17 protein-coding genes are annotated in these 21,473 nt (G+C 73.5%); 13 read left to right on the forward strand and 4 right to left on the reverse strand.

Annotated elements, in window-relative coordinates; all coding sequences use genetic code 11:
• The first annotated feature begins 2 nt into the window (after positions 1 to 2).
• Positions 3 to 2,099 carry an excinuclease ABC subunit UvrB gene (uvrB, locus tag BLT72_RS05390; protein WP_091410838.1) on the forward strand — a complete coding sequence of 699 codons (2,097 nt, stop codon included), beginning with the start codon at positions 3 to 5 and terminating at the stop codon, positions 2,097 to 2,099.
• A 206-nt stretch (positions 2,100 to 2,305) separates the two neighbouring features.
• Positions 2,306 to 3,355 (forward strand): TerC family protein, encoded by a 1,050-nt coding sequence (locus BLT72_RS05395; protein ID WP_091410841.1) that lies wholly within the window; start codon positions 2,306 to 2,308, stop codon positions 3,353 to 3,355.
• Positions 3,356 to 3,431: 76 nt separating this feature from the next.
• On the opposite strand, the gene lon is transcribed toward BLT72_RS05395, so the two are convergent.
• Positions 3,432 to 5,786: an endopeptidase La gene (lon, locus tag BLT72_RS05400; protein ID WP_091410844.1), complete on the reverse strand. Its 2,355-nt coding sequence runs from the start codon at positions 5,784 to 5,786 to the stop codon at positions 3,432 to 3,434.
• Positions 5,787 to 6,027: 241 nt separating this feature from the next.
• Here lon and BLT72_RS05405 point away from each other — a divergent pair, with 241 nt between their 5' ends.
• The 7 genes from BLT72_RS05405 (at position 6,028) to BLT72_RS05435 (ending at position 12,077) form a co-directional block, all read left to right on the forward strand.
• Positions 6,028 to 6,819, forward strand: coding sequence for a helix-turn-helix domain-containing protein (locus tag BLT72_RS05405; RefSeq protein WP_157720305.1), 792 nt, complete (start codon positions 6,028 to 6,030; stop codon positions 6,817 to 6,819).
• A gap of 48 nt (positions 6,820 to 6,867) precedes the next feature.
• A complete protein-coding gene (locus BLT72_RS05410; protein ID WP_091410848.1) occupies positions 6,868 to 7,233 on the forward strand; it encodes a VOC family protein in 366 nt (121 codons plus the stop codon).
• A 146-nt stretch (positions 7,234 to 7,379) separates the two neighbouring features.
• A complete protein-coding gene (locus BLT72_RS05415; protein ID WP_091410851.1) occupies positions 7,380 to 8,402 on the forward strand; it encodes an ABC transporter ATP-binding protein in 1,023 nt (340 codons plus the stop codon).
• Entirely contained in the window at positions 8,399 to 9,259 is an 861-nt protein-coding gene (locus tag BLT72_RS05420; protein ID WP_091410854.1) for an ABC transporter permease, read from the forward strand. Before BLT72_RS05415 ends, BLT72_RS05420 begins: the two co-directional genes overlap by 4 nt.
• A gap of 52 nt (positions 9,260 to 9,311) precedes the next feature.
• Positions 9,312 to 10,511: a sensor histidine kinase gene (locus BLT72_RS05425; RefSeq protein WP_091410856.1), complete on the forward strand. Its 1,200-nt coding sequence runs from the start codon at positions 9,312 to 9,314 to the stop codon at positions 10,509 to 10,511.
• A complete protein-coding gene (locus BLT72_RS05430) occupies positions 10,508 to 11,116 on the forward strand; it encodes a response regulator transcription factor (protein WP_091410858.1) in 609 nt (202 codons plus the stop codon). The genes BLT72_RS05425 and BLT72_RS05430 overlap by 4 nt, the downstream gene beginning before the upstream one ends.
• Before the next feature lie 187 nt (positions 11,117 to 11,303).
• Positions 11,304 to 12,077: a helix-turn-helix transcriptional regulator gene (locus BLT72_RS05435; protein WP_091410860.1), complete on the forward strand. Its 774-nt coding sequence runs from the start codon at positions 11,304 to 11,306 to the stop codon at positions 12,075 to 12,077.
• A gap of 9 nt (positions 12,078 to 12,086) precedes the next feature.
• Here BLT72_RS05435 and BLT72_RS05440 read toward each other — a convergent pair whose 3' ends face one another.
• Complete coding sequence (locus BLT72_RS05440) at positions 12,087 to 13,271, reverse strand: MFS transporter (RefSeq protein WP_091410862.1); 1,185 nt, start codon at positions 13,269 to 13,271, stop codon at positions 12,087 to 12,089.
• A 111-nt stretch (positions 13,272 to 13,382) separates the two neighbouring features.
• Here BLT72_RS05440 and BLT72_RS05445 point away from each other — a divergent pair, with 111 nt between their 5' ends.
• Entirely contained in the window at positions 13,383 to 13,865 is a 483-nt protein-coding gene (locus BLT72_RS05445) for a winged helix-turn-helix transcriptional regulator (RefSeq protein WP_091410865.1), read from the forward strand.
• A gap of 78 nt (positions 13,866 to 13,943) precedes the next feature.
• Here the strand turns inward: BLT72_RS05445 and BLT72_RS05450 are convergent, their stop codons facing one another.
• Positions 13,944 to 14,603 carry an MBL fold metallo-hydrolase gene (locus tag BLT72_RS05450; protein WP_091410868.1) on the reverse strand — a complete coding sequence of 220 codons (660 nt, stop codon included), beginning with the start codon at positions 14,601 to 14,603 and terminating at the stop codon, positions 13,944 to 13,946.
• Positions 14,604 to 14,654: 51 nt separating this feature from the next.
• The gene (locus BLT72_RS05455) at positions 14,655 to 15,395 is read right to left on the reverse strand and encodes a maleylpyruvate isomerase family mycothiol-dependent enzyme (protein ID WP_091410871.1); all 741 of its coding nucleotides are present in this window, start codon (positions 15,393 to 15,395) and stop codon (positions 14,655 to 14,657) included.
• 96 nt (positions 15,396 to 15,491) lie between these two features.
• Here BLT72_RS05455 and uvrA point away from each other — a divergent pair, with 96 nt between their 5' ends.
• From uvrA to uvrC, 3 genes are all read left to right on the forward strand, one after another.
• Positions 15,492 to 18,542, forward strand: a complete 3,051-nt coding sequence (gene uvrA / locus BLT72_RS05460) for an excinuclease ABC subunit UvrA (protein ID WP_197677322.1) — start codon at positions 15,492 to 15,494, stop codon at positions 18,540 to 18,542.
• Positions 18,543 to 18,681: 139 nt separating this feature from the next.
• Positions 18,682 to 19,212 carry a Rieske (2Fe-2S) protein gene (locus BLT72_RS05465; protein ID WP_091410876.1) on the forward strand — a complete coding sequence of 177 codons (531 nt, stop codon included), beginning with the start codon at positions 18,682 to 18,684 and terminating at the stop codon, positions 19,210 to 19,212.
• Between the two features lie 96 nt (positions 19,213 to 19,308).
• Entirely contained in the window at positions 19,309 to 21,423 is a 2,115-nt protein-coding gene (gene uvrC / locus BLT72_RS05470) for an excinuclease ABC subunit UvrC (RefSeq protein ID WP_091410880.1), read from the forward strand.
• Positions 21,424 to 21,473 lie beyond the last annotated feature (50 nt).

Raw genomic sequence — 21,473 nt, forward strand, 5'->3', positions numbered from 1 at the left:
GCATGCGTCCCTTGGAAGACCTGCAACGTGTCGTGGCGCCCCTGCACGTCGAGAGCGACTTCGAGCCGGCGGGGGACCAGCCGGCGGCGATCGCCGAGCTCGAGCGCCGGATCAACGCCGGCGAGCAGGACGTCGTCCTGCTCGGCGCCACCGGGACTGGCAAGACGGCCACCATCGCCTGGCTGGCCGAGCGGGTGCAACGGCCGATCCTGGTCATGCAGCCGAACAAGACGCTGGCGGCCCAGTTCGCGAACGAGCTGCGGCACTTCTTCCCGAAGAACGCCGTCGAGTACTTCGTCTCCTACTACGACTACTACCAGCCCGAGGCCTACGTCCCGCAGACGGACACCTACATCGAGAAGGACTCCTCCCTCAACGAGGAGGTCGAGCGGCTCCGGCACTCGGCCACCAACTCGCTGCTGACCCGCCGCGACGTCGTCGTCGTCGCGACCGTCTCGGCCATCTACGGCCTCGGCACCCCGCAGGAGTACGTGGACCGGATGGTCGCGCTGGAGGTGGGCCAGGAGATCGAGCGGGACACCCTGCTCCGCCAGCTGGTCGGCATCCAGTACGCGCGCAACGACCTCGCCGGCACCCGAGGCACCTTCCGGGTCCGCGGCGACACCCTCGAGGTGTTCCCGATGTACGAGGAGCTGGCCGTCCGGGTGGAGTTCTTCGGCGACGAGATCGAGAAGCTCAGCACGCTGCACCCGCTCACCGGTGAGGTCGTGACCGAGGACCAGCACATCTACCTGTTCCCGGCCAGCCACTACGTGGCCGGCCCGGAGCGCATGGAGAAGGCGATCGGCCGCATCGAGCACGAGCTGGGGGAGCGGCTGGCCGAGCTCGAGTCGCAGCACAAGCTGCTCGAGGCCCAGCGGCTGCGGATGCGCACGAGCTACGACATCGAGATGATGCGGCAGATCGGCACCTGCTCCGGCATCGAGAACTACTCCAGCCACATCGACGGCCGGGGCCGGGGCACGGCTCCGTACTGCCTGCTCGACTACTTCCCCGAGGACTTCCTGCTCGTCGTGGACGAGTCGCACGTCACCATCCCGCAGATCGGCGGCATGTACGAGGGCGACATGTCCCGCAAGCGGACGCTGGTCGACCACGGTTTCCGGCTGCCCAGCGCGATGGACAACCGGCCGCTGCGCTTCGAGGAGTTCGTCGAGCGGATCGGCCAGACGGTGTACCTGTCGGCCACGCCCGGCAACTACGAGCTGGCCAAGGGCGACGGCTTCGTCCAGCAGATCATCCGCCCGACCGGGCTGGTCGACCCCGAGGTCATCGTCAAGCCCACGCAGGGCCAGATCGACGACCTGATGGGTGAGATCCGGCTCCGGGTCGAGCGCGGCGAGCGGGTGCTGGTCACCACGCTGACCAAGAAGATGTCGGAGGACCTCACCGACTACCTGCTCGAGAACGGCATCCGCACCCGGTACCTGCACTCCGAGGTCGACACCCTGCAACGGGTGGCGCTGCTGCGCGAGCTGCGGATGGGCGAGTACGACGTCCTGGTCGGCATCAACCTGCTCCGTGAGGGACTCGACCTGCCCGAGGTGTCGCTCGTCGCCATCCTCGACGCCGACAAGGAGGGCTTCCTCCGCAGCGCCAAGAGCCTGATCCAGACGATCGGCCGCGCGGCCCGCAACGTGTCGGGCCAGGTGCACATGTACGCCGACTCCATCACCGACTCGATGGCCCAGGCCATCGACGAGACCAACCGGCGACGCGACATCCAGATCGCCTACAACCTCGAGCACGGCATCGACCCCAAGCCGCTGCAGAAGAAGATCGCCGACATCACCGACATGCTGGCCCGGGAGGACGCCGACACCGAGCAGCTGCTCAGCGGCCGGCCGCAGGGCAAGGGCAAGTCGCCGGTGCCGGCCCTCGGGCCCAAGGCCGGCGCCGACCACGGCCGGAAGCTCGGCGGCATGCCGGCGGGCGAGCTGGCCGACCTGGTGCAGGAGCTGACCACCCAGATGCACGGGGCCGCGGCCGACCTGCAGTTCGAGGTCGCCGCCCGGCTGCGCGACGAGGTCTCCGAGCTGAAGAAGGAGCTGCGGCAGATGGTGGAGGCCAGCCGCTAGGGCAGGACGTGGTCGAGAGCCCCCCAACCGGGCTGCCATACTGGCCTGCGGAGGGGAGTATTCCCTCGCGTCGGCATCGTCATCACGGACGTGCGTTGGGCGGGCCGATGCCCGACCTGTGCGCCCCGGTGCCCCGGTCAACCTCGGTTGGCGGAAGAGACCTCCGAGACCTCGACGTCTGCTGACCCGTCTCGGAAGGTACCCCGATGGAAGTCCACCCCTATGCCTGGGCCATCACCGTGGTGGTGATGGTCGCGATCCTCGCGGTCGACGTGTTCGTCATCGGCCGGCGGCCGCACGAGCCCTCCACCAAGGAGGCCTCGCTCGCCATCGGCGTGTTCGTCGGCCTCGCGGTGCTCTTCGGCCTGGGGGTCTGGTTCGTCTCGGGCGGTCAGTACGCCGGCGAGTTCTTCGCCGGCTGGATCACCGAGTACAGCCTCTCGGTCGACAACCTCTTCATCTTCCTCATCATCATGAGCAAGCTGAAGGTCCCGCGCGAGCTGCAGCAGTTCGCTCTCCTGGTCGGCATCATCCTCGCCCTGATCTTCCGCGGCATCTTCATCGCCGTCGGCGCCGCGGCGATCGAGCGGTTCGCCTGGGTGTTCTTCATCTTCGGCGCGTTCCTCGTCTACACCGCGGTCAAGCTCTTCCTCGACTACCGCAAGCACGACGACGACGAGGAGGCCCCCGACAACGCGCTGCTGCGCCTCGTGCGGCGCCGGTTCAACGCGACGGAGGACTTCCGCGGCACCAAGCTCACGGTCAAGGAGCAGGGCAAGCGGTTCATCACGCCGATGTTCTTCGTGATCGTCGCCCTCGGCAGCACCGACCTGCTGTTCGCGCTGGACTCCATCCCGGCGATCTACGGCCTCACCCAGGAGCCGTACCTGGTGTTCACCGCCAACGTCTTCGCCCTCATGGGCCTGCGCCAGCTCTACTTCCTCATCGGCGGCCTGCTGAAGAAGCTCGTGTACCTGTCGCTGGGGCTCTCGGTCATCCTCGCCTTCATCGGCGTCAAGCTCGTGCTGCACGCCCTGCACGAGTACCACTGGGCCGACTGGGCCCCCTGGGGCGGGGAGATCCCGATCTGGTTCTCGCTGCTGGTCATCGTCGGCACCCTCGCCGTCACGACCGTGGCCAGCCTGGTGAAGTCGCGGAACGAGGCGGGCGACGACACCGATCCGCTGACCGAGGGGGACGCCGGCCAGCGTCCCGCGGGCATCGCCGACCGGGGGACCCCGCCGGCCGCCTCCTGACCCGGAGGCACCACCACGGACGCGCAGCGGCCGGGCCCACCCAGGGTGGACCCGGCCGCTGCTGCGTGCGCCGGCCTCAGGCCGCGAGCGATCCCGCCTGAGCGGCAGCCGGCTCGATGGCTTGGCGGACCAGGGCGGCGACGTCCGACATCGGCCGCACGTCGATCGCCTCCAGCACGTCCGCCGGGACGTCGTCCAGGTCGGGCTCGTTGCGCTTCGGCACGAAGACCGTCGTGAGCCCGGCGCGCTGGGCGGCGAGCAGCTTCTGCTTGAGCCCGCCGATCGGCAGCACCCGGCCGTTCAGCGTGACCTCGCCGGTCATCCCGACCTCCCCGCGGACCGGACGGCCGACGGCCATCGAGGTCAGGGCGGTCACCATGGTGACCCCCGCCGAGGGCCCGTCCTTCGGCACCGCACCCGCCGGCACGTGCACGTGGATCGGCCCGTACAGCACGGCCGTGTCGGTGATCCCCAGCTCGGGGGCGTGGGCCCGGACGTAGGAGAGCGCGATCTGCGCCGACTCCTTCATCACGTCACCCAGCTGCCCGGTGAGGGTCAGCCCGCCCGACCCGCTCCCCGATCCCTCGACGGCCGGGACCGCGCTCGCCTCGATGAACAGCACGTCGCCACCGAGGCCGGTCACGGCCAGGCCGGTGGCCACGCCCGGCACGGAGGTCCGCTCATGGGCGTCGGGGGTGAACCGGGGCCGGCCGAGGTACTCGCGCAGCGTCGAGGTGTCGATGACCAGCTGCTCCGGGGCGTCGGCCCGGGCCAGCCGCGTCGCCGCCTTGCGGAGCGCCTTGGCCAGCAGCCGCTCGAGCTGCCGGACCCCCGGTTCGCGGGTGTAGTCGGCGGCGATCTCGCGCAGGGCGTCGTCGTCCACGCGCACCTCGTCCGTGGTCAGCGCGGCGAGGCCGAGCTGGCGGGGCAGCAGGTACTGGCGGGCGATGGCGATCTTGTCGTCCTCGGTGTAGCCGTCCAGCTGGACGAGCTCCATCCGGTCCAGCAGGGCCTGCGGGATCGTCTCGACGACGTTGGCGGTCGCCAGGAAGACCACGTCCGACAGGTCGAGGTCGACCTCCAGGTAGTGGTCGCGGAACGTGTGGTTCTGCGCCGGGTCGAGGACCTCGAGCAGCGCGGCCGCGGGGTCGCCGCGGTAGTCGGCGCCCACCTTGTCGATCTCGTCGAGCAGGATGACCGGGTTCATGGAGCCGGCCTCGCTGATGGCCCGGACGATCCGGCCCGGCAGCGCACCCACGTAGGTGCGCCGGTGACCCCGGATCTCCGCCTCGTCACGGACGCCACCGAGGGCGACGCGGACGAACTTCCGGCCGAGGGCCTTGGCGACCGACTCGCCGAGGGAGGTCTTGCCCACCCCGGGCGGGCCGACGAGGGCCATCACGGCGCCCGACCCGCGACCGCCCACGACCTCCAGGTGCCGCTCGGCGCGGCGGGAGCGGACGGCCAGGTACTCGACGATGCGGTCCTTGACGTCCTCCAGCCCGTGGTGGTCGGCGTCCAGGACCTCGCGGGCGGCGCCGACGTCGGTCGTGTCGGTGGTGCGGGTGCCCCAGGGCAGCTCGAGGACGCTGTCGAGCCAGGTGCGCAGGTAGCCCGTCTCGGGGCTCTGGTCGCTGGCCCGCTCCAGCTTCGCGACCTCGCGCAGGGCCGCCTTGCGGACGTCGTCCGGCAGCGCGGCCTCCTCGACGCGGGTCCGGTAGTCCTGGGCGCCGTCGGGCTCGTCCTCGCCGAGCTCCTTGCGGATGGCCGCGAGCTGCTGGCGGAGCAGGAACTCCCGCTGGCTCTTCTCCATGCCCTCGCGCACGTCGTCGGCGATCTTGTCGTTGACCTCGGTCTCGGCCAGGTGGTCCTTCGCCCAGGCGACGAGCACGCGCAGGCGCTCGGCGACGTCGGGGGTCTCCAGGAGCTGGCGCTTCTGGGCGTCGGTCAGCCACGACGCGTAGCCGGCGAGGTCGGCCAGGGCGGAGGGGTCGGTGACCTTGTTGACGGTGTCGATGACCTGCCAGGCGTCGCGCCGCTGCAGGGTGGCGACGACCAGCGCCTTGTACTCGGCGGCGAGCTTCGTCACCTCCTCGCTGTCGTGGCCGGTGGTGCCGAGCTCCTCGGCCTCCACCCAGAGCGCGGTGCCGGGGCCGGAGACACCGGACCCGATGCGGACGCGCTGCTCGGCGCGGATGACGGCCGCGGCCTCGCCGTTGGCGAGCCGGCCGATCTGGACGATCGAGGCCTCGACGCCGTAGGAGGCGTAGCGGTCCTCGAGCCGGGGGGCGACGAGCAGGTGGCCGTCGCTGTGGGAGCTGGCGGCGTCGACGGCCGCCTTGGCGGCGTCGTCGAGCTCGATCGGCACCACCATGCCGGGCAGGACGACGAGGTCGGTCAGGAACAGAACGGGGAGCCGGGTGGTGGACATGAGGCTTACCTCCAGGAATGGGGCCGCTCCTGCATTGAGCGACATCGACTCAAGGCTGGGGGCGGAGGTCTTTCTTCCGCCGTCCGCCGTGGGCGAACAGGGGCACCAGCCGCGACCTCCTGCCGCCCCCGCTCCACCGGGGCTGTGGACGGCAGCCCCGCGGCGAGGTAGACCTGGGGGCGGCGGACCGGTGACCGGCCGGGAACCTGACGTCGACCGCGGATGCCGGCCTGGAGGTGATGTGCACCTGTGGCGCCCGCCGCGAGCCGCGGCCCTCCGTCCGTTCGTCGACTCCGTCGAGTACGTCGAGGACACCCCCGCCACGCTGCAGGAGCGGATGGTCCCCGGCGGCGGGATCTCGCTCGTGGTCATGCTGCGGGAGGCGGGCTTCACCCGTGCCGACGTCGGGGGCCCGCAGTGGGTCGACGGTGCCTGCCTCACCGGCGCGCAGCAGCACGCCCAGGTGGTGTCGACCGCGCCCCAGCGCGGCATGGTCGCGGTCAACTTCGCTCCCGGTGGCGCCGCACCCTTCGTCCCGTTCCCCCTGCACGCGGCCACCGGCGGCTACCCGTCCCTCGGTGAGGTCTGGGGCCGGGAGGGAGAGCTCGTCCGGGAACGGATGGCGGGCCTGACGCCGGACCGCATGCTCGACCTCGCCGAGGAGATCCTCCTGTCGCACGCGGTGGGCGAGCTCACCCGCGACCGGGCCCTCGACCTGGCCCTGCGGTCGCTCGACGCGGGGGCCCCGGTCGGTGTCGTCGTCGAGCGCTTCGGGACGACGGCCAAGCCGTTCATCCGCCGCTTCCGGGCCGCGACCGGCCTCACTCCCAAGACCTACGCCCGACTCCGGCGGCTGCAGCGGGTGCTGCACTCGCTGCCACCCGACGGCAGGGTCGACTGGTCGCGGATCGCTGCCGATCAGGGCTACCACGACCAGTCCCACCTGATCCACGACTTCAAGGCGATCACCGGCCTCACACCGTCGCAGTACCGCCCGCGGTCCGTCGACGCACCGAACCACCTGCCGTGCTGATCCACCTTTCTCCAAGACTCGCCACGCCGGCGCCGGCAGGCTCACCTCATGACTTCTCCCACGCACGGCTGGATCTGCTACCTCGAGATCCCGGCCGACGACGTCCCACGGTCGTCGGCGTTCTACCGCGACAGCTTCGGCTGGCGCCTGCGACAGCACGACGACGGGACCGTCGCGTTCGACGACGGCCGCGAGGGCCGCGTCGTGAGCGGCATGTGGGTGACGGGACGACCGCCGATGGCCGAGCCCGGCATCGTCATCTCGATCATGGTCGACGACGTCGTCGCCGCCTCCGCGCGGATCGAGGACTCCGGCGGGGTGATCGTGCGCCCCTTCGACCCGGACGGAGCCGAGAAGATCGCGTGGTTCCGGGACCCCGGCGGCAACGTCCTGGGGATCTACCAGGAGCCCTGAAGGCGCGCGGGACTCGACCCTCGGTGGTCGGCACGCGCCGCCGGTGACGGCGCATGACACACGTCACCGCCGGGCCGGGAGGCCGTCACGCGCGGCGGTGACGGCGCGCACTAGCGGGTCGGGTCGGCCCGGGGGACGGTGGGGACATGACCGCTGCTGCCCCGTCCGCCACCTCCCGGACCGGCCCACCTCCCGAGGACGACCTCGCCGTCGAGGTCCGCGGGCTGCGCCGGCGCTACCGCGGCCCGGGGCGTCGCCGCGGTGCCGACGAGGGCTTCGAGGCCGTCCGCGGCGTCGACCTCGACGTCCGCCGCGGCGAGCTGCTGGCCCTGCTGGGCACCAACGGGGCCGGCAAGACGTCGACGCTGGAGGTGGTCGAGGGGCTCGCGCCGCCCTCCTCGGGGACCGTCCGCGTCCTCGGGCTGGACCCGTACGCCGACCGGGCCCGGGTCCGGCCCCGGATCGGCATCATGCTGCAGGAGGGCGGCTTTCCCGGCGCGCTCACCGTGACGGAGATGGCCACCCTCTGGCACCGGACGCTGGACCGGCCGCGCAGCGTGGCCGAGGTGCTGCGGCTGGTGGTGCTCGAGCACCGGGCGGGCGCCGCCATCGAGAGCCTCTCCGGGGGAGAGCGCCGTCGGCTGGACCTCGCGCTCGCCCTGATGGGTCGGCCCGAGGTGCTGTTCCTCGACGAGCCGACCACCGGCCTGGACCCGCAGAGCCGGCGCACCACGTGGGACCTGGTCCGCGGGCTGCTGGACGCCGGCACCACCGTGCTGCTCACCACCCACCACCTGGAGGAGGCCGAGGAGCTGGCGGACCGGATCGCCATCCTGCACGAGGGTGCCGTGGCCACCGCGGGGACGCTGCACGACGTCGTGGCGCGCCAACCGACCCGCATCTCGTTCGCCGTCGACGACCCGGCGCAGCTCGACACCCTGCGGCCCGTGCTCGGTGCGGCCGTGGGCCTGGACCAGCAGGGCGGCCGCCGTCGGGCCCGGCTGGAGACCTTCGACGCGCCGGCCGCGCTCGCGGCACTCCTCCGCTGGTCCGAGGGCCGCAGCGAGCTCGCCGACCTCACCGTGCTGCCCGGCACCCTCGAGCAGGCCTTCCTCGACGTCGCCCGGGGTCCCGCGGCGACCCCGCCCCCGCCGGGAGCTCCCCGATGACCCCCACACCGTCCGGCCCTGCACCCGCCGGGCAGGCACCCGCCGGCCCCGCGCGGCCGGCCGGGCCGGCGCCGACGTCGCCGCTGCGGACCGAGACCCGCCGGGCGCTCGCCCTGGCCCGGGCCGAGGCGACCCTGCTGCTCCGCAACCGCACGGCCCTGTTCACGGCACTGACGATGCCGCTGTTCTTCGTCGTCCTCTTCGCCGCCCTGCCCAGCGGGGTCACCGGGCCGGCGGCGGTGACGAGCCTCGTCACCGGCTCGGCCCTGCTGTTCGTCGTCTACTACACCCTGGTCACCTCCGTGGTCGCCCGCCGCGAGCAGCACACCCTCAAGCGGCTGCACACGTCCCCGGCCCGCCCGGCCACGGTGCTGGTCGGGATGGCGCTGCCACTGCTCGTGCTGCTGGTCGGGCAGGTGGTGCTCGGCCTGGTGGCGGCCGGCGTGCTGACGGGGCTGGGCGCACCGCCCCGCCTCGGGTTGCTGGTCCCGGCGGTGCTGCTCGGCGGGGCCGTCTGGAGCGTCCTGGCGCTCGTGTCGACGGTCTTCACCCGCTCGGTGGAGTCGGCGCAGCTGTCGACGATGCCGCTGATCCTGGTGGCCCTGCTGTTCTCGGGGCTGTCCCTGCCGCTCGGGCTGCTGCCCGGCGCCCTGCAGGTGCTGGCCCAGCTGACGCCGATGTTCCCCGTCGTCGACCTCGTGGCGCTGGCGTTCACGGACGTGCGGGTGACGGCGGAGACGGTCGCCGGTGGTGCCCTCGTCCGGGCGGTGCTGGTCGACGGGGCCGTGCTCCTCGGCTGGGTGGCGGTCGGGGTGGCCCTGCTGCGACGGCAGTTCCGCTGGGAGCCCCGCCGGTGAACCGACCGGTCGGCGGGCCGGCGTCTGCGCCCGCGGCTGGCAGGATCGTGGTGTGAGCAGCACCAGCAGCCTCGGCACGGACACGCGCCGGCTCGAGCTCTACATCCGGAGCTCGCTCTACGTGCTGCTGCTCTGCGAGCCGCTCCTGCTGGTGACGGCCTTCGTCGACCGACCGGCCCTGGCTGTCGTGGCCGTCCTGCACACCGCCGCGAACTCCCTCGTCTGCCGCTGGTCCATGACCGGCCGCCAGCGGCCCAGCTTCCGGCTCGGCGCCCTGCCCACGGCCGGGCTGGTCGGGTGGGCGGTGCTGTCCCTCGGGCTGGCCGCCGCCACCGCCGACGCCACGCTGGGTGACCTGCCGCTGCCGCTGGCGGTCGTCGTCGTCGGGACGAGCCTCGGCAGCATCGCCTGCGCCCTGCGGCACCGGGTGCTGGTGGCCGCCGCACTGGTCGGCGCGGTGGCGTCCGGGCTCGCCCTCGTCGGGCTGGGCGGGGTCCCCGCGGGGAGCGCCGTGCCCCTGGTCGTCGCCTGCGCGCTGCTCCTGCTGGGCCTGGTCTACACGTTCTGGTCGTCCGGCTGGATGGTCCGGGTGGTCCGCGAGCTGGTCGAGGCCCGGCACCGGGCCGCCCAGCTGGCGGTCGCCGAGGAGCGGCTGCGCATCTCCCGCGACCTGCACGACCTGTTCGGCCGCACGCTGGCCGCGGTCGCGGTCAAGAGCGCCCTGGCCGGCGAGCTGCTCCGCCGGGACCGGCCCGAGCAGGCCGCGGACGAGATCGCCGCGGTCCGCGCGCTCGCCGAGCAGGCCGGGGGTGAGGTCCGCCAGGTCGTCCGCGGCGTCCGGCGGGTCGACCTCGCCGAGGAGCTGGCCGGGGCCCGGGCCCTGCTCGACTCGGCGGGCATCCGCTGCGTGGTGCACGCCGCCGGGGCGGAGCGGCTGGCTCCCGACGCCGCCGCCGCCCTGGCGTGGACGCTGCGGGAAGCCGTCACCAACGTCATCCGGCACAGCCGGGCGGGGGAGTGCGTCATCACCCTCGCCGCCGAGGACCCCGTCCGGCTCGTGGTGACCAACGACGGCGCGCCGGTCTCCGCTGCGCCGTCGGGGCCGGGAGGCCGGGGGACCGGTCTCGCGGGGATGGCGGAACGGCTGGCCGCCGTCGACGGCGAGCTGGTGCGGCACCACGCGGGCGGGCGCTTCACCGTCGAGGCCCGGCTGCCCGCGGCCCGCGCGCACCGCGCGGAGGTGCCCGCGTGACCACCCGGGTGCTGCTCGCCGACGACGAGACGCTGCTCCGCGACGCACTGGCGGCGCTGCTGGCGCTCGAGCCCACCCTCGACGTCGTGGCCGTCGCCGCCTCCGGCCCCGAGGCGCTCGCGCTGGCCCGGCGGCAGCGGCCCGACGTCGCGCTGCTCGACCTGCAGATGCCGGGGCTGGACGGCATCGCCGTCGCCGAGGAGCTGCGCACCCTGGTGCCCGGGTGCGCCAGCGTCATCCTCACCTCCCACGGCCGGCCGGGGTACCTGAAGAGCGCGCTGTCGGCCGGGGTCCGCGGCTTCCTGCCGAAGACGGTGGCCGGGTCCGTGCTGGTGTCGGTGATCGCGACGGTGGCGTCCGGCGGGCGCTACGTCGACCCGCAGCTCGCCGCCGAGGCGATCGGCGCGGGCGACTCGCCGCTGACCCCGCGGGAGGCCGACGTCCTCGGCCTGGCCGCCGAGGGCAGCCCCGTCGACGAGATCGCCGCGCGGGCCGCGCTCTCACCCGGCACGGTGCGCAACTACCTCTCCTCGGCGGTCAGCAAGCTGGGAGCCGCCAACCGCCACGAGGCCGTGCACCGGGCGCGCGAGCGGGGCTGGATCTAGCCACGGCGCGGCCCGGACGTTGGTGCGACGCCTCCCCGTCCCGACCTGGTGAGCGTCCCGTTGGTCGGGCGACGTCGCGCCCCCAGCATGTGGCCGGCGCCGGAGCGGCGCAGGTGTCTCAAGTGCCCATTGACGCGGATCCTCCGCAACGGGTACAAGGCGGGGTGGTCAGCCCTAGACTGCCCCTGTGACCGGGCTCACAGCGGACGTCGCTGCCGGCGTGGGGCAGGTGGGTCTCCGGCTCGCCGTGGCCCTCGCCGACGTGCCGACCCTGCGCACCGCGACCGGGACGACCCTGCCGGTGCTGGCCGCCGTCACGGGGGCACCGGTGGTGGTCTTCGCCGTCGCGGGCACCCGCGCGGCGGGCGCCCGCTGCTGGCCCGAGGCCCCGGACTGGAGCGCGGCCTTCGAGGCCGAGCTGGCCGCCGTCTGGGAGAGCGGCCCCCTCACCACCTACTGCCGCCGGGTCGGCGTCGTCCCGCCCTTCCGGGTGGACGACCTGGTGCGCGAGCTCGGCTGGGAGAGCCTGCCGCTCCGCGCGCCCGGAGGTGAGCTGCTGCGGTTCGCGGCCTACCTGGCCGTGGCGGTCCTGGGCGAGACGGTGTGCGGCTACGTCGTCGGGCGGGTGGACCGTCCGGTGGACGACGACGAGCTGGACGGGCTGGCCCGCCTGCAGCCGGCGGTCGTCGCCTCGCACGGGCGCTTCCTGCACGCGCCGGACCCGACCGTGCGGCTGACCAGCCGGCAGCACCAGATCCTCCAGCTCATGCAGGGCGGCCTGACCGCCGGGGCCATCGCGTCCCGGCTCGGGATCAGCGAGAGCACCGTGGGCAAGCACCTGCGGGACCTGTACGCCCGCCTGGACGCCCACGACCGGGTGTCGGCGATCCGCGAGGCCCGCGCCCGCGGGCTGCTGGACGGCGTCGGCGGGGAGGACTGGCAGGACGTGCTGATGCCCTGACCGGTCGGGTCAGGCGCGGCGCAGGCCCGGACGGCGGCCGACGGCGAGGACCGCGGCGCCCACCGCCAGCGCGCCGACGGCCGGGGTGCCGATCTCCAGCGCCCGGAGCAGCCCCTCACCGGTGGCGAGCAGCCCGAGCCCCAGGGCCGCGACGGCCTGCACGAGGTAGCCCACGGTGTAGGCCGCGGACAGCACGCCGGCCCGGTGGTGGCCGGGGGCGCTCGCGGTGACCAGGCCGAGCCCGCCCGAGAACAGCAGGCTGTAGCCGGCCCCGACGACCACGGACGAGGCGAGGAACAGGGCCACCGTGTGCAGGTTCGCGGCCACCAGCAGCAGTCCGAGACCCAGCAGCGCCGCGGGTGGTCCCAGCACCAGCGCCCGCCGCGGGGCGAGGTTGCGGGCGAGCAGTGCCACGACGCCGATCACCACGGCGGAGACCGAGATGATCGCCCCGCTGACCAGCGCGTCGGTGGAGCCGACGAGGTCGCGGGCGATCTGGGCGCCCAGCGCGAGGTAGACCGCACCCAGGGCGTAGGCCCCGGAGACGGCCAGCGTCCCCGCGCTGAACAGCCGGCGCGCCCCGGCCGGCACGTGCGGCCGACGGGGCCGCCAGCGCTCGGTGGCCGGGGTCACCGGCCCCGGCAGGAACCAGGCCGCCCCGGCGGTGACCAGGGTGACCAGCAGCAGCACCCCGAAGGTGAGGTGCCGGGGGGAGGGCGCGTGCTCGACGAGCGCCCCGCCGACCAGGGTGGCCAGGGCCAGGCCGGTCGCCGTGGCCGCGGTCGTGACGGCGCTCGCCCGGCCGGGCCGGCCCGACGGTTCGAGCTCGGCGACCGCTGCCGTGGCCGGGCTCAGCGACAGGCCCACGCCGACGCCCATCAGCGCGCGGGCGACCAGCACCCAGCCCAGGTCACCGGCCAGCGCGAAGGTGAGCGAGCCCAGGGCCAGCACGCCGAGGCCCAGCAGGATCACCAGCCGCCGGCCGAGGACGTCGGAGAGGTTGCCGAACAGCAGCAGGACGGGGATGAGCACCAGCGGGTAGACCGCGAAGATCAGCGTCGTGGTGGCGGGGGCCAGGTGCCAGGCCTGGGCGTAGAGCGGGTAGACGACGGTCGGCGCACCGCTGGCCCACAGGGCGAGACCCGCGACGCCGGCCGCGGTCCAGAAGCTGGCGGTGGGGCTGAGCGTGGACATCGGTCCTCCTCGGTGCGTGCGGTCCCGCCGCGACGCGACGCTGCACCTCGGTGGCGCACACCGTAGCACCTGGGTAGGAAAACCCTATCCAGACGGGGTACGATCGGGTTCATGGAGACCCCGCCGAGCGACCCCGGGGCCGCGCTGGTCCGGTGCTCGATCGCCCGCAGCCTCGAGGTGGTCGGGCAGAAGTGGTGCCTGCTGGTCGTGCGGGAGGCGTTGCTGGGGGTGACCCGCTTCGCGGAGTTCCGGAGCCGGCTCGGCGTCGCCCCGGACGTGCTGTCCGCCCGGCTCAGCAGCCTCGTCGAGCACGGTGTGCTGGAACGGCGCCGCTACCGCGCGCCGGGCGAGCGGGAGCGTGACGAGTACGTGCTGACGCCCGCCGGCCGGGACCTGGTGCCGGTGCTCACGGCGATGCTCGAGTGGGGGGACGCGCACCGCCCGACCGGCCTGCCACCGGTCGGGGCCACCGTCGACCGGACCACCGGCCAGCCGGTGCGCCTCGCCTTCGTCGGCGCCGACGGCGCGGTGCTGGGACGCGACGCCGTCCAGCTGGTGCGCCGTGCGACCGCGTCGGACCCCACCGGGTGCTGAGAAGTCGCACCCGACGAGCGCGTCCCCCTGAGGTTGTCCAGCACTGGTCGACCGGTGCACGCCGCGGGAGCCGGCGCGCTACCAGCCCCGCGCGCGCCAGGCGCCGAGGTGGGGTCGCTCCGCTCCCAGGGTGGTGTCGTCGCCGTGGCCGGGGTGCACGACGGTGGCGTCGCCGTAGCGGTCGAACACCTTGCCCTCCAGGTCGGCGAGGAGGCTCGCGAAGTCCTCGGGGCCGGCGGTCTTCCCGGGTCCGCCCGGGAAGAGGCTGTCCCCGGTGAAGAGGTGCGTGGTGCCGTCGGGGCCGGTCCAGGCCAGGGCGATGGAGCCGGGCGTGTGCCCGACCAGCCCGATCACCTCCAGCTGCTCCCCGCCGACGACGACGGTGTCGCCGTCCCAGACGCCGACCAGGCCCTCGACCCAGGCGCCGGTGGCGATGGCGTCGACGTCAGGGCGGCCGCAGACGAGCTCCGCCCCGGTCGCCTCGGCCACGGCGGCGAGCGCCTGCCAGTGGTCGCCGTGCCGGTGGGTGGTGACGACGGTGGCCAGCTCGGGACCGGTCACGGCCAGCAGCCGCTCGGGCTCCGCGGCGGCGTCGACGAGCAGCGCGCCCGCGGGGGTCTGCAGCAGGTAGGCGTTGTTGTCCATCGGGCCGACGCTCAGCTTGGTCAGGGTCAGGCCGGGGGCCAGCGGCAGCACGAGCGGCGCTCCGCCGGGCTCGACGTGGTTCGGTCCGGGCATCGTGGTCCTCCGTCGGGGGGTGGGGTGGGCTGAGGTGGGGTCGGACGCTCCTCAGAAGGCCGGCAGCCGGAGGCCGTCGGCGCCGTCGAGGTCCGCGCCGTCCGTGCGGCCGGTCAGCCAGCCCAGCAGGGCGGCGCTGCGGCCGGAGACCGCCCGCGGGGCGCCGGAGCTGCCGACGGCGATCCGGGTGGTGGGGGAGAGGAGCTCCAGCCGGGGGAACTCGTCGCGCTCCCGGAGCCGGAAGCCGCACCACTCCAGCAGCCAGTCGGCGGTGGCGTCGTCGACGTCGCCCACCTCCTGGCCGACGTCGAGGTCGACGTGGTGCACCACCACCTCGAGCAGCCGGGCCAGCGGCAGCAACCGGGCCGGCACCCGCAGCCCGCCCCGCAGCTCGACCACGTGGTCCCACGCGCCCCCGTCCTGCACCGACTCGAAGGCCTGCTCGAGCAGCCCGGCCGAGGTGTCGAGGTCGATCTGCAGCTCCAGCCCGGTGCGCGCGGCGCCGGTCTCGATCTCCGTCTCGCGCTGGCCGGGCGAGGGGTACATCGCCTGCGGGTGGCCGCCCAGCGCGCCCCCCGTGAGCCGGCGGAGGCCGTCGGCCTGCCGGGCGAGGTGGGTGGCGAGGTGACCGCGGCTCCAGCCCGGCAGCCGGCTGGGCGCCCGCCACTCCGCGTCGGTGACGGCGATGGTCGCGCCGAGCAGCGCCGCCGTGCCACGGCGCAGCAGCTCGCGCAGCCGCTCCTGCTGCCCCCGCTGCGCGTCGGGGTCGGGAGCCTGGGCCTCGGGGGACATGCGCTCACGCTAGCCGTCCTCCGGAGGGGCGGTCCCGGGTGGGCGACGGCGCCGGGCCAGAACTGTCGGAGACCCCACCTACGATGGTTGATCGTGATGGATCGACTTGTCGTGCGGGGAGCCCGCGAGCACAACCTGCGCAACATCTCTCTCGACCTGCCCCGGGACGCGCTCATCGTGTTCACGGGGCTGTCGGGCTCCGGGAAGTCCAGCCTGGCCTTCGACACGATCTTCGCGGAGGGCCAGCGGCGCTACGTGGAGTCCCTCTCGGCCTACGCCCGGCAGTTCCTGGGGCAGATGGACAAGCCGGACGTCGACTTCATCGAGGGGCTGTCGCCGGCGGTCTCGATCGACCAGAAGTCGACGTCGCGGAACCCGCGCTCCACGGTCGGCACGATCACCGAGGTCTACGACTACCTCCGGCTGCTGTTCGCGCGCGCCGGGCGGCCGCACTGCCCGGTCTGCGGGGAGCCGATCAGCCGGCAGTCGCCGCAGCAGATCGTCGACCGGCTGATGGCCCTGCCGGAGGGCACGCGCTTCCAGGTGCTGGCCCCCGTCGTCCGCGGCCGCAAGGGCGAGTACGTCGAGGTGTTCCGCCAGCTGGCCACGGACGGCTTCGCCCGCGTCCGGGTGGACGGCGAGGTCGTCCAGCTGACCGAGCCGCCCGTGCTCGACAAGCAGAAGAAGCACTCCATCGACGTGATCGTCGACCGCCTCGTGGTCAAGCCCAGCTCCAAGCAGCGGCTGACCGACTCGGTCGAGACGGCGCTGGGGCTCGCCCAGGGTGTCGTCGCCATCGACTTCGTCGACCTCGACGCGAAGGACCCGGGCCGGGAGCGCCGCTACTCCGAGAAGATGGCCTGCCCGAACGACCACGACATCGCGATCGAGGAGCTCGAGCCCCGCCAGTTCTCGTTCAACGGCCCCTGGGGCGCCTGCCCGGAGTGCTCCGGCATCGGCACCCGGATGGAGGTCGACCCCGAGCTGGTGGTCCCCGACGACGAGAAGACCCTGGCCGAGGGGGCCATCGCCCCGTGGGCGTCGGCGCACGTCGCCGACTACTTCATCCGGCTCATCGAGTCGCTGGCCCAGAGCACCGGCTTCCGGACCGACGTCCCGTGGCACCGGCTGCCGGCGGCGGCCCGCAAGGTCCTGCTGCACGGCGTCCCGGGCCAGGTGCACGTCCGCTACAAGAACCGGTACGGCCGCGAGCGCTCGTACAACGCCACCTACGAGGGCGTCATCTCCTACATCGAGCGGCGGCACGCCGAGGCCGAGACGGACACGTCGCGGGAGCGGTTCGCCGGTTACATGCGCGAGGTGCCGTGCACGGCCTGCAAGGGCGCCCGGCTCAAGCCGACGTCGCTGGCCGTCACCCTCGGCGGCCGGAACATCGCCGACATCTCCTCGATGTCCATCGACGAGGCGGCCGCCTTCCTGCTGGCGCTGGAGCTGAGCGACCGGGAGCGGCAGATCGCCGAGCGGGTGCTCAAGGAGATCAACGAGCGGCTCCGCTTCCTGCTCGACGTCGGCCTGGACTACCTGTCGCTCAGCCGGCCCACCGGCAGCCTCTCCGGCGGCGAGGCGCAGCGGATCCGGCTGGCCACCCAGATCGGCTCGGGCCTGGTGGGCGTGCTCTACGTCCTCGACGAGCCGAGCATCGGCCTGCACCAGCGGGACAACCGGCGGCTCATCGACACCCTCATCCGGCTCCGGGACATGGGCAACACCCTGATCGTCGTGGAGCACGACGAGGACACCATCAAGGTGGCCGACTGGGCCGTCGACATCGGCCCGGGCGCGGGCGAGCACGGGGGCCACGTCGTGCACTCGGGCACCGTCCAGGAGCTGCTCGAGCACCCCACCTCGTTGACCGGGCAGTACCTGTCCGGGCGGCGGGAGATCGCGCTGCCGGTGGTCCGGCGACCCCGCACCCGCGGCCGTGAGATCACCGTGCACAACGCCGTCGAGCACAACCTGCGCAACGTCACCGTGTCGTTCCCCCTGGGCCAGCTGATCGCGGTGACCGGCGTCTCCGGCTCCGGGAAGTCCACCCTCGTCAACGACATCCTCTACACCGCGCTGGCGAAGCGGATCTACAACGCCCGCGACGTGCCGGGCCGCCACCGCTCCATCACCGGCGCCGACGAGATCGACAAGATCATCCACGTCGACCAGTCGCCGATCGGCCGCACCCCGCGCTCCAACCCGGCCACCTACACCGGCGTCTTCGACCACGTGCGACGGCTGTTCTCCGAGACGCCGGAGGCCAAGGTCCGCGGCTACCAGCAGGGCCGCTTCTCGTTCAACGTCAAGGGCGGCCGCTGCGAGAACTGCACCGGCGACGGCACGATCAAGATCGAGATGAACTTCCTGCCGGACGTCTACGTCCCCTGCGAGGTCTGCCACGGCGCCCGGTACAACCGGGAGACCCTCGAGGTGCACTACAAGGGCAAGTCGATCGCCGAGGTGCTCGACCTGAGCATCGAGGAGGGGCTCGAGTTCTTCGCCGCGCTGCCGCCGATCGCCCGGCACCTGAGGACGCTGGTCGACGTCGGCCTCGGCTACGTGCGGCTCGGGCAGCCGGCCACCACCCTGTCGGGCGGTGAGGCCCAGCGGGTCAAGCTGGCCAGCGAGCTGCAGAAGCGCTCCACCGGGCGCACGCTCTACGTGCTGGACGAACCGACCACCGGCCTGCACTTCGAGGACATCCGCCGGCTCCTGCTGGTGCTCGGCCGGCTGGTCGACGCGGGCAACACCGTGGTGGTGATCGAGCACAACCTGGACGTCATCAAGACGGCGGACTGGCTGGTCGACATGGGTCCCGAGGGCGGGTCGCGCGGCGGCACCGTGATCGCCGAGGGCACGCCGGAGCAGATCGTGGCCAGCCCCGAGTCCTACACGGGGGAGTACCTGCGCCCGCTGCTGGAGGGCCGTGCGGTCCCGGTGGGCCCGCCCAAGCCGCCGCCGGCCCCGGTCCGACCGGTGACGAAGAAGGCCATCCGGGCCGCGGCGGCGGAGGAGCGGGCGGTGAAGTCCGCGGCCAAGAAGGCGGAGGCGGCGGCCAAGGCCGCAGCCAAGGCGTCGGGCGGGACCCCGGTCAAGCGCGCCGCCGCGGCGCGGGTGCCCGCCCGCAAGGCCAGCTGAGCCCCCGGCTCGGTTGATCTTTCCAGCGATCGTCGAACCTTCCGGGGCTCCGTCTCGTTAGGACCCACGACGGCCGTCGTCGCGCTCCGCCGGAGCGTGCCGGGGCCGCCCGTCCGTCCCGACGCCCCAGGAGGCCCTGATGCCCGAGCGCGACCCCAACCCCTTCGAGCACGGCACGACCCGACGCACCGTCCTCCGGGCCGCGGGCCTGGCGGCCCTGGCGGGCGGTGGCATCGGCGTCCTCGGCGCCTGCTCGGCCGACGGCGAGGTGGCCGCCCCCGCCGCCACCAGCGCGGCCCCCTCCGCCTCGGCCGCGTCGTCCTCGGCCCCCAGCTCGGCCGCCCCGTCGGCGTCGGCGTCGTCCTCGGCGGCGGCCCCCGCCGGGGCCAGCATCGCCACCGCGGACGTGCCGGTGGGCAGCGGCGTGATCCTCAAGGACGCCAAGTACGTGGTCACCCAGCCCACCGAGGGCGAGTTCAAGGCGTTCAGCAGCATCTGCACCCACATGGGCTGCCCGGTGGCGGAGGTCCAGGGCGAGACCATCATGTGCAAGTGCCACGGGAGCCAGTTCTCCATCAAGGACGGCTCGGTCGTGAAGGCGCCGGCGACCAAGCCGCTCGCGGAGGCCACGGCCACGGTCTCCGGCGACAACGTGGTCGTCGAGGCCTGACGGACCCCGCGGACGCCCGGGCTCCGGGGGACGGGCGTCCGCGGTCCACCCGCCGGCCGGCCGGCGTTGTCGGCGCCCCCACCTAGAGTGGAGGACGTGGCTCCACCCGTCTCGTCCCGCACCGCCCGCCACCCCCAGGCCTACCGGCCCGCCCCCGGTTCGATCCCCGAGCAGCCCGGTGTCTACCGCTTCTCCGACGCCGAGGGCCGGGTCATCTACGTCGGCAAGGCGAAGAGCCTGCGCCAGCGGCTGAACTCCTACTTCGCCGACCTGAGCTCGCTGCACAGCCGCACCCAGTCGATGGTGCTGACGGCCAACCGGGTGGACTGGACGGTCGTCCAGACCGAGGTCGAGGCGCTGCAGCTCGAGTACTCCTGGATCAAGGAGTACGACCCGCGGTTCAACGTGAAGTACCGCGACGACAAGTCCTACCCCTGGATGGCCGTCACGTTGAGCGAGGAGTACCCGCGCGTGACGGTGGGTCGCGGGCCGAAGAAGAAGGGCACCCGCTACTTCGGGCCGTACTCCCACGCCTGGGCGATCCGCGAGACGGTCGACCTGGTGCTGCGGGTGTTCCCGATGCGTTCCTGCCGGCCCGGGGTCTTCAAGAACCACCGGCAGCTGGGCCGGCCCTGCCTGCTCGGCTACATCGGCAAGTGCTCCGCCCCCTGCGTCGACCGGGTCAGCCCGGAGGAGCACCGCGAGATCGTCGAGGACTTCTGCCAGTTCATGGCCGGCCAGGCCGCGCCCATGCTCAAGCGGCTGGAGCGGGAGATGCAGCAGGCCAGCGCCGAGCTGGAGTTCGAGCGCGCCGCCCGGATCCGGGACGACATCGGGGCCCTGCAGCGGGCGATGGAGCAGAACGCCGTCGTCTTCGCCGACGGCACCGACGCCGACGTCGTCGCGCTGGCCGAGGACCCGCTCGAGGTCGCGGTGCAGATCTTCCACGTCCGCGGCGGCCGCGTCCGCGGCGAACGGGGCTGGGTCGCCGACCGCTTCGACGAGGGCGACACCGGCGAGCTGGTGGAGCAGTTCCTGCTCCAGCTGTACGCCGAGTCCGACTCCTCCTCGACCGACCGGGACGCCGTCCCGCGGGAGATCCTGGTGCCGGCCCTGCCGCCGTCCCTCGAACCGCTGACCCAGCTGCTCGCCGAGCGCCGCGGCTCGAACGTGTCCATCCGCGTCCCCCAGCGCGGGGACAAGAAGCAGCTCATGGAGACGGTCGCCCGGAACGCCCAGCAGGCGCTGATCCGGCACAAGACCACCCGGGCCGGCGACCTCTCGACCCGCAACCGGGCCCTCGAGGAGATCCAGGAGGCGCTGGAGCTGCCGGGCGTGCCGCTGCGCATGGAGTGCTTCGACATCTCCAACCTGCAGGGCACCGAGGTGGTGGCCTCCATGGTGGTCTTCGAGGACGGGCTGCCGCGCAAGAGCGAGTACCGGCGCTTCGTCATCCGGGGGGTGGACGGCCAGAACGACGTGGCGTCCATGCACGAGGTCATCACCCGACGCTTCCGGCGGCTCCTCGACGACCGTGCCGCCATGGCCACCGCCCAGGCGGCGGGCGGTGACGAGGGCCCGCTGCTCGTCGACCCGACCACGGGGGCGCCGCGCCGGTTCGCCTACGCGCCGTCGCTGGTCGTCGTCGACGGCGGGCCGCCGCAGGTGGCGGCCGCCGCCCAGGCGCTGGACGAGCTGGGCATCTCCGACGTCGCCCTCTGCGGGCTGGCCAAGCGGCTGGAGGAGGTCTGGCTGCCCGACCTCGAGGAGCCGGTGATCCTGCCGCGCACCAGCGAGGGCCTGTACCTGCTGCAGCGGCTCCGCGACGAGGCGCACCGCTTCGCCATCACCCACCACCGCACGCGGCGGAGCAAGTCGATGGTGGAGTCGCTGCTCGACCAGGTGCCGGGGCTCGGGGAGGTCCGGCGCAAGGCGCTCATGGCCCACTTCGGCTCGCTCAAGAAGCTGCGCCTGGCGTCGGTCGAGGAGATCGCGCTGGTGCCCGGGTTCGGGCCGAAGATGGCGCAGAACATCAAGGACGCGCTGGCCGCCTCGCCGCAGCGGGAGGCGATCAACACCGCGACCGGTGAGGTCATCACCGACGAGCCGCTGGTCCGGCCGGCGCCCGCCGCCGGCCCCGAGCCGGCCGCCGTCGGCCCGTCCGACGGGCGTGCCGGGGCCGGTCGGCCCGACGCGGAACCGGGATACTAGGCCGGTGACCAGCGACACCACCGACCCGCCCGCGGTGACCGAGGTGGGCG

The sequence above is a fragment of the Friedmanniella luteola genome (assembly GCF_900105065.1).
Classification (GTDB): domain Bacteria; phylum Actinomycetota; class Actinomycetes; order Propionibacteriales; family Propionibacteriaceae; genus Microlunatus; species Microlunatus luteolus.